A 7,739-nucleotide genomic window follows, 5' to 3' on the forward strand; every position below is an offset into this window, starting at 1 on the left:
CCATCGCCTGATCCCCATGGTCACCTCGGCTCCTGACGACGTATCAGGTAGGGTGCCCACCAGATCAGACCTCTCTGCTGCTGTCGATCCCGCTCGTAAGTGCCCGCAACCACTCGATCTCAAACTGATCGGTGCTCTAGAGGGTACACGCCTGCTCAAGCCGCCCTCCCATGAGGAGGCGGCAGGCGATGGGCCACGCTGCTTATGACTCAAACCCACGAGTTCTGGGGTGGCCCCCGGGCCGGGGCCAGCCACCCAGGCTGCGAGGGCAGTCCCAGGTGCTCCAGGATGGCGCGCACCCACTGGGAGCCGTCAGATACGCCAGCACCCGGCGCCTGCCTCCACACCTGCCGCACGCGAACACGTCGAGCGCGGCTTCCGCCTTCGCCGAAGCCCATCAGCTCGGAGAAGTCGTAGCTGTCGTCCGAGTCGCCCATGATGATGAAGCGGCCCCGTGCCGCCAGGCTGCCGGCTGCCGGGGTCTGGATCCGATCCTGAGCGTTAGACAAAGTCCAGAGAATCTGGTGGGTAGTGTGGCCTGAGGAGGTGAAGCCATGCCGAAGGTCACCATCGAAGTGCCGGAAGGGTTCGAGGAAGTGGTGAAGGAGTTGGAGCAAACGCTGCAGCGAGCGCAGAAGGGGGTGGAGGGCGCCCAAGCAGGGGATATGGAGGCGTTCGATGAAGCGTGGCAGTCGGTGAACGCCGGAGCAAGCGGCACCAGCAGGCGGGGGAAGCCAAGCCTGTCCACGACGCCATCACCTACCTGGAGAACCACGGAGGGCGCATGGACTACGCACCCGCTCGCCAGCGCGGACTGCCCATTGGCAGCGGCACCGTGGAGGCCGTCTGCAAGTCGCTGGTGGCCCTGCGCATGAAGCGCCCCGGCTCCCGCTGGAAGGAGCCGTCCGGCCAGCACATCCTGGATTTGCGCTCCCTCGTCTTGAGTGACCGCTGGCAGCCAGCTATGCAACTCGCGCTCGCTCCTCTGCGCTCCCACGTCCAAGCTGCTGTGTGATCAGTCTGAGAGCCAGACCCGGCTGCCGGCGTAGAGCGCCGCGCCGTAACCGCGCACGGACACCTCCACCACGCGAACGCCGCAGCGGCGTGCGATCTCTCGCGAGCCATCCGTGGAGCCATGGTCAGCGACCACCACCTCGCCGGAGACACCGCTGCGCTCGAGGAAGTCACGCGCTTTACGGAGGCACCTCTCGAGCGTCTCGGCCTCGTTGAGGCAGGGCATGAGGATGGTCAGCTCGAGATCGACCCCGGCGAACGCGGCGAGCCCCGCCGCTTCCTCTGGAGAGTTGCCCATGCACCACCCTGCTGGCGCTGGCTCAGTGCGTCATGGATTGCGTGATGGTCGTGTTTTACATTTTTTAGCTATGCTCTCTCGTCGCACACGCAAGGAGTTCAAGGATGAAGAGAACATGGAGTCAGGCCGGCATCGCCCTGTTGATCGCCGTCACCGGCTGTCAGGGTGACAGGGCCGAACCGGAAGCCAGGCCCGACGCTGTCATCCAGATGCCTCGCGAGAGCGGCGCGCCCCTGGAGGCGAAGGTCTTCTCGCTGATCAAGTCCACCGAGGACACGACCCAGCACTACGCCTTCCAGATGGTGGCCGACGGGCACGAGTACTCCGTCGACGTCAGCGCCCCGGCCAACGGCGACGTCGTCGTCCGCGCCTCGGGTGCCGGTGAGGAGTACACGATCCGGATCCTGAGCGGGAGCGCGCGGGGTGCGCGGATCGATTACGAGCGCGGCGGCGTCACGCGGATCCTCCAGTCGCGGCGCGATGCGGTGAACTCCTCGCACACGCTGCCGGCGCGGGGGCAGCTTCAGCTCGACCGGGTTGTGCGCGAGTTCGTGTACCCGCTGGCTGATCAGGGCCCGCACCGCGCCATCCTAGGCGTGATGCAGCACCTCGGCACCAAGGACCCCCGCCTGCTCGAGGCCGTGGCCGACGCCGTCCAGGCCTCTGCGGACCTCGAGCGGCGGTACGCCGACGATGAGGACAAGCGGAGCATGGACGACGCGATCGCTCAGAACAAGGCGCGCCTCGCCGAGCCCGTCAACGCCCCTGCAGCGGGCGAGGGCTGCTGGGGCTCCTGCACGTCGGTCAATGAGCACCAGAGTTTCTCGAAGAGCAGCATTACGGGCCTCGCCGGCTGGGCGCCGTACGTCCAGGTGACGGCCAGCGGTCCAGATGTGACGGGCACCTCGAAGTGCTGGGGAAACTGCGCGGTGAAGAGCGACACGACCGGCAGACTCACCGAGAACCACTACGATGCGAACTCGGGTTCGCCTTGCTACAAAGACCACAGCGGCTGGGACTATGAGTACAGCGCCAAGGGGACTCTCGCCGCCATGGCGTGGCACGGGCAGGGCTGCGTCAGCGATGGCGTGCCCGACCACCAGAACGTCGCGAAGATGGACATGTTTGTCATGGGCCAGCATGTCATGGCGATCGCTGCGGGGACGGGCATCTGCCACCTAGCGAGCAGGATGGAGTCCAAGATCGAGGTCGACATCACCCAGTGCGTTGAAGACTGGGGCGCGGACGAGACCAAGAACATCAGTAAGGTGTGGGCGTTCGCCTCACCGTGTAACGTGGAGGATGCGCCGGCGCCGGTGTGTCCGTTGCCCTCTCCGAGCCCCTCTCCGAGCCCCTCTCCGAGCCCCTCTCCGAGGGCGATGCCTAGGTAGCCCCCGATGTGACACGCGCCGTCTCTGGCGCACCGTCCACGACGCGCCCGTTGTGACGATCTCCGGATCGTCGCGGCGGGCGCGTCAACGTTCGGCGCGATCACAGTCCTTGGAGCCAGGCCACACATGCCAGACGCCTCGGTGGTTATCATCGGTGCTGGGCCCGCGGGCCTCACGGCGGTGTATCTGGCGGGTGAACCAGGATGCCGAGTACCACGAGGAGGGGCGGGCCGGGCAGAGCGCGACCAGCGGAGGCCGGCAGGTGCCCCTGCGGCGCAAGTCCTGAGCAATGCTGGGTGCCGGAAAAGCGAAGGCGCATAAGAATGATAGGGGCACGATTGAAGTGGACGAGGGAGAGCAGAGAGGCAGAGGAGAGCTGCAGACGAGTGCAGGAGGGCGGGTGTGCCATGTCGGTGCGCCCACCGCTCAACCGTCTGGGGCACACGCCGACCCTTGCCGCCCTTCCCATGAGGACGCAGCAGGCGATGAGCCACGGCTTGAGCCTCAACCCCACGCGGCCTGGGGTGGCGCTTGGGCCGGGGCCAACCTCGCACATGCCGTGGGCAAGCCCAGGTGCTCCAGAATCGCCCGCACCCCTCGTGCTCCCTTCACGGCCCGCCAATACCCTTAAGCCTGCCTCCACGCTTCACGCAGGCGAACACGTCGAAGTCGAACGTCCTCCTCAGCAGCTCTGCCCAGTCCACTCGCGGCGTCCTCTCCTTCATCCGCTCCTTCCTCGCCGCTGCCTCAATCCCCGCGCTCGCTTCCTCCGCACCTGCTTGGGGGAACGGGCTCCGGGTGGCCTCAGGGGCTCCGGAAGGGTGAGCTCCCCCATGCCTGAGCCACGCCTAGAGCACCGAAAGTCATGGCAGCGGCACTTGGAGCGCTCCTCTCTCATAGCCGGATAAGATGAACTTCAAACGATTCGGTGCTCTAGCTCCTGGTACCGCTGGGTGACGCCGTAGGCGATGACGCCGTAGACGCCGAGCATGGCGAGCACGAGCGCGGTACCCGCGAAGGCCAGCAGCAGCCACATCTGGAACCGCCGGCTGGCCAGGGAGTTCTCCAGGGACTCCTCGAGCGTCCCCGGTGGGGGGATGGGGATGAGGGCGTCCACCGCCGAGACCTCCTGGCGCGCCGCCGCGGCGAGCACTGCCTTGGGCAGCGGGCTGCGCACCACGAACGCCGCCAGGGCGGGGGGAGAGGGGGCCGCAGAGCCCACGGGCGCGAGGCTGACATGTCAATTGACACGTCAGGAGACATGTCAGGTGGGTGCATGGGAGGCTCAAGTTATCTGCGGCAGCGGCAGCGCCGCTCTCGCGGGCCGTCGTGCAGCGGCGTGAGGTGGCTGCATCCACGGAGATCCAAGCTGCTGCGGGATGGCAGACTTCCTGCATTCCTCTGTGCTCCATTCAACAGGAGGAGCACATGACGAGAACGCAGTGGATGCTGGCACTGGGGGGCGCTGCAGCCTCCCTCGCGCTGTGGGCGTGCGTGACGACGGGCGGCGGAGGTCATGGAGGAGGAAACGAGGGCGACGGGACGTGCTCAGGGCCCTATCCCAGCTACTGGCAGGATGCGAAGTTCGACAGCGTGGGCATGTGGAAGGGGCAGGAGATCTCGAATCGCCCCCGGCCGGGCACGACGGAGCCCGTCTTCCGGCTGAGCCAGCAATACCCGTCCCAGCTCCCGGACTCGTCGCCGGACGAGGGGTGGTGGCAGTTCAACCCCTTCAAGTCCGGGCTGAGCCAGGAGAAGATGAGCCAGGAGGCCAACGAGTACATCTGGGCCGTCATGAGGTACATCCAGGCGGGCAACGTCACCCACGGCGAGAGCGGGGGGGACGTCGAGAAGGACTGGACCCTGTGCAACAACCCGGTGCGCCGCTGGGTTCACATGCCGTTCCAGACGTACGCTCCGGACAGCGGGCGCGAGTTCATGCACGGGCTCACGCGCGAGGCGCCGGTCACCTTCACCCTGAAGGACGGCGCCCAGCTGAAGACGACCGTTTGGGCGGTGGGCTTCTACAACCCGCGTGCGGCCTACACGCTGGGCCAGGTGTGGAAGCCGGATGGGAACGCGCAGCTGCCCACCAGCAACATGTCGTTCCCCGAGGGAGCGGTGATCGGCAAGCTGCTGTTCACCACCGCCACGCCCGAGGACCTCCCCATCCTGACGAACATGCCGAAGTGGAAGGCCAACATCAGCGATACCTCCTTCTGCGAATGCTCCTTGCCCTCCGGGCAGGCTTGCTCCTTCCAGCAGATCAGCGAGGAGTGCTCGCGCCGCCCGGGCGAGCTGCGGCTGATGCAGTTCGACATCGCGGTGCGTGACCGCCGCTCGCCCACGGGCTGGGCGTACGGCACGTTCGTCGCGGATGGGCTGACCAAGGGCTCGGAGAAGAACCCGTGGAACCGCATCTCCCCGCTCGGGCTGATGTGGGGCAATGACTCTCCGCCCAAAGGGCAGCTGGCCAGCGCCTACCCGGTGGATGCCCGGAAGAACGGCTTCACGCAGGCCGCCATCTTCTGGGACGCGGTGGATCGGTGGAACGAGACCTCCGACGGTGGCCACCTGGGCTGCAGCAGCCGGCTCAACGGGCCTGCTGACAACAGGCGCAGCTCCTGCCTGTCCTGCCACATGACGGCATCCGTGCCGGACAAGAACCGCGCGACTCCTGCCATCTTCAATCTGGGCAGCAAGGAGACGGGCCCTGGACAGTGCGTGCAGGCGCCCGGCCAGCCGGACGTGGATGCCGTGTACTTCGCGACCAGCGCGTGCGCCACCTCCTTCCAGGGGGGCAGCGTCGTGCCGGGCCCCCAGTACGCTGACGGCAACACGCAGTGGATCTCCACGGACTTCTCGCTGCAGGTGTCCCTCAGCATGGCCCAGTGGCTGGAGTGGCAGGCGGACAAGGTGGAGGAGGCCTCCGGGCCCCGCGTGATGCAGGGCATCCTGCCGGCGCGCTGATTCCCAGGGGGCGTGGGGAGGGGCAGCATCCTCCTCCCCGCGCTCTCGTTCTCAAGTGGTTCTGAGCTGGAGGCGCAGGGGCGGGCACGCACGTTGGCCGAAGCCAGCGGCACCTCGTGAGGGCCGCCCACGTTCGCCGATCCGGGATCTGGCGAAGCTGGCGCATTGACTCCCGGTGTGGCCAATATGGCCCGCGTTGAACCTGCTCGAAGGAGTTGACCAAGATGAAAGTGTTTGAGGCGCCGAGGGCCCACTTCATGACCTGGGTCGCGGTTCTGTTTCTGTTACCCGCTGGGTGCGTCACCACGGGCGCCCGAGGGCGCAAAGTTCCCCCGCCGGCCGTGGCGGACTGCGAGAAGACCACCGGGTATGACGTCATCATCGTCGGCGCGGGCTTCAGCGGGCTCACCGCCTCCAAGGAGCTCCGGCGCGGGGGCCGCGACAACATCCTCATTCTCGAGGCCACCGACCGCATCGGCGGCCGTGCCCACACCCTGAAGAAGGGGCCGCCCATCGATCTGGGCGGCGCCTGGATTCACGGGGTGACGGTCAACCCGCTCACCGGCATGGCGGACGCCATGGGCTACGAGCGCGTCACCAGCCGCCTGGATGGCCCCGTCTACCTCGACAATGGCAACGAGGTGTCCATCCTCTCGGGCGCCCAGGCCGAGCAGTACGGCCTGGAGGAGGAGGGCTTCCATCAGCGCCTCCTGGAGGCCAGTCTGTGGCAGCGCACCTTGAAGGCGTGCCGGGACACCGCCGCCGAGGGCCCTGCGCCCAAGAACCCGGAGCGGGAGGCGCTCTGCCAGCAGCTGGAGAAGGTGGCCAACGATGAGGTCGCGAACTATCTGCCCAAGGATTCCGCCTTCCGCTTCCTGTTCGAGGGCAACGCCGGACCCCTGGAGAGCGCGGTGGAGACCTCGCGAAACTCCACCGTGGACGCCAACGAGTTCGAGGCGGGGGACGATGACCTCCTCACGGAGGGCATGGGCGAGTTCATCGAGGCCTTTGGCCAGGGCGAGCCTGTCTGCCTCAACTCCCCCGTGACGAAGATCACCTACCGTGAAGACGGAGTGGTCCTCGAGGTCAAGAACGGTAAGCGCTACCAGGCCCGCAAGGCGCTGGTGACCGTCTCCACCGGTGTCCTCCAGGCAAAGAAGATCCAGTTCGAGCCGCCGCTGCCGCCCAGCAAGCAGGCAGCCATCGATGGGCTGCCCATGGGCAACATGCAGAAGGTCATCATCGACCTCAAGGACCAGCCCAACCTCATGGGAGACACGCTGCCCAACTCGTGGGTCCTCTACCAGGCGCCTGATAACTCCGTCATGGCCTTCGTCATCAAGCCGCTCGGCAAGAACATCGCCATCGGGTTCTACGGTGGCGAGCGGGCGCGGCAGTACGAGCAGCAGTGCGCGAGCGCCATGGGTGACAAGCCTCTGCCCCCCGAGCGCCAGCCCTGCGACGAGGAGCCCATCCGGCACGCCAAGGCCGCACTGAGCCGGATGTACCGCTCGGGGGTCATCGCGGGGGCCGAGCCCTCGGCGCCGCCCCTCGACATCGCCCAGGCCGTCGACAAGGCTGATATCTACCTCACGCGGTGGAGCCTGGATCCCTGGACGCTGGGGGCCTACTCCGCGGCGCTGCCGGGGGCTTGGCCCATGCGCGAGGAGCTGGGCAAGGCGATCTGCTCCTACGATCTCTCCCGGCAGCAGGAGCCGACGGAGGAAGGCTGCGTCAAGCGGCTGTACTTTGGGGGCGAGGCCACCTCGAGGCCCATGTTCAACGGCTCGTTCGCCGGGGCCCATGAGGCGGGCCTGCGCAACGCGCGTGCACTGCTCGAGAGTCTGGAGGGAGAAGAGTCCTCGAGCCGTTGAGGTTTCCTCGCCTCGAGCGGGGGGGAAGCCGACTCGTGGTACGGCTTCCACTCCCACCGTCTGCTCGGTCGCCCGCTCGATTCTTAGGCTGCCGGGGCCTCCACTTCTCATTCCTGGATCTTCTATGTTCCCGGGCATGGTGATCTCTCGTCTCGCCGATACTCCCGAGCTGAACAACGCCATGCTCGTGGG

6 protein-coding genes and 1 pseudogene are annotated in these 7,739 nt (G+C 66.9%); 4 read left to right on the forward strand and 3 right to left on the reverse strand.

The genetic code is table 11. The features are described 5' to 3' along the window. Nucleotides 1-209 precede the first annotated feature (209 nt). Nucleotides 210-509 carry a hypothetical protein gene (locus VD972_RS33330; protein ID WP_324992834.1) on the reverse strand — a complete coding sequence of 100 codons (300 nt, stop codon included), beginning with the start codon at nt 507-509 and terminating at the stop codon, nt 210-212. A gap of 200 nt (nt 510-709) precedes the next feature. On the opposite strand from VD972_RS33330, the pseudogene VD972_RS33335 reads away from it, so the two are divergent. Further along, nucleotides 710-1,015: pseudogene (locus VD972_RS33335) on the forward strand (ISKra4 family transposase); the annotation flags it as partial. Here VD972_RS33335 and VD972_RS33340 read toward each other — a convergent pair. Beyond that, complete coding sequence (locus VD972_RS33340) at nt 1,016-1,312, reverse strand: glycosyltransferase (RefSeq protein WP_324992835.1); 297 nt, start codon at nt 1,310-1,312, stop codon at nt 1,016-1,018. It lies immediately after the preceding pseudogene. Nucleotides 1,313-1,416: 104 nt separating this feature from the next. Between VD972_RS33340 and VD972_RS33345 the strand changes: the two genes are divergently transcribed. Continuing rightward, entirely contained in the window at nt 1,417-2,703 is a 1,287-nt protein-coding gene (locus tag VD972_RS33345) for a hypothetical protein (RefSeq protein ID WP_324992836.1), read from the forward strand. 916 nt (nt 2,704-3,619) lie between these two features. On the opposite strand, the gene VD972_RS33350 is transcribed toward VD972_RS33345, so the two are convergent. Beyond that, nucleotides 3,620-3,925 (reverse strand): hypothetical protein, encoded by a 306-nt coding sequence (locus VD972_RS33350; RefSeq protein ID WP_324992837.1) that lies wholly within the window; start codon nt 3,923-3,925, stop codon nt 3,620-3,622. 206 nt (nt 3,926-4,131) lie between these two features. Between VD972_RS33350 and VD972_RS33355 the strand changes: the two genes are divergently transcribed. Further along, nucleotides 4,132-5,673, forward strand: a complete 1,542-nt coding sequence (locus tag VD972_RS33355; protein ID WP_324992838.1) for a hypothetical protein — start codon at nt 4,132-4,134, stop codon at nt 5,671-5,673. Nucleotides 5,674-5,897: 224 nt separating this feature from the next. After that, complete coding sequence (locus VD972_RS33360; protein ID WP_324992839.1) at nt 5,898-7,547, forward strand: NAD(P)/FAD-dependent oxidoreductase; 1,650 nt, start codon at nt 5,898-5,900, stop codon at nt 7,545-7,547. The last annotated feature ends 192 nt before the right edge of the window (nt 7,548-7,739 follow it).

Origin of the sequence: Hyalangium sp. (assembly GCF_035629615.1) — a bacterium.
Taxonomy (GTDB): domain Bacteria; phylum Myxococcota; class Myxococcia; order Myxococcales; family Myxococcaceae; genus Hyalangium.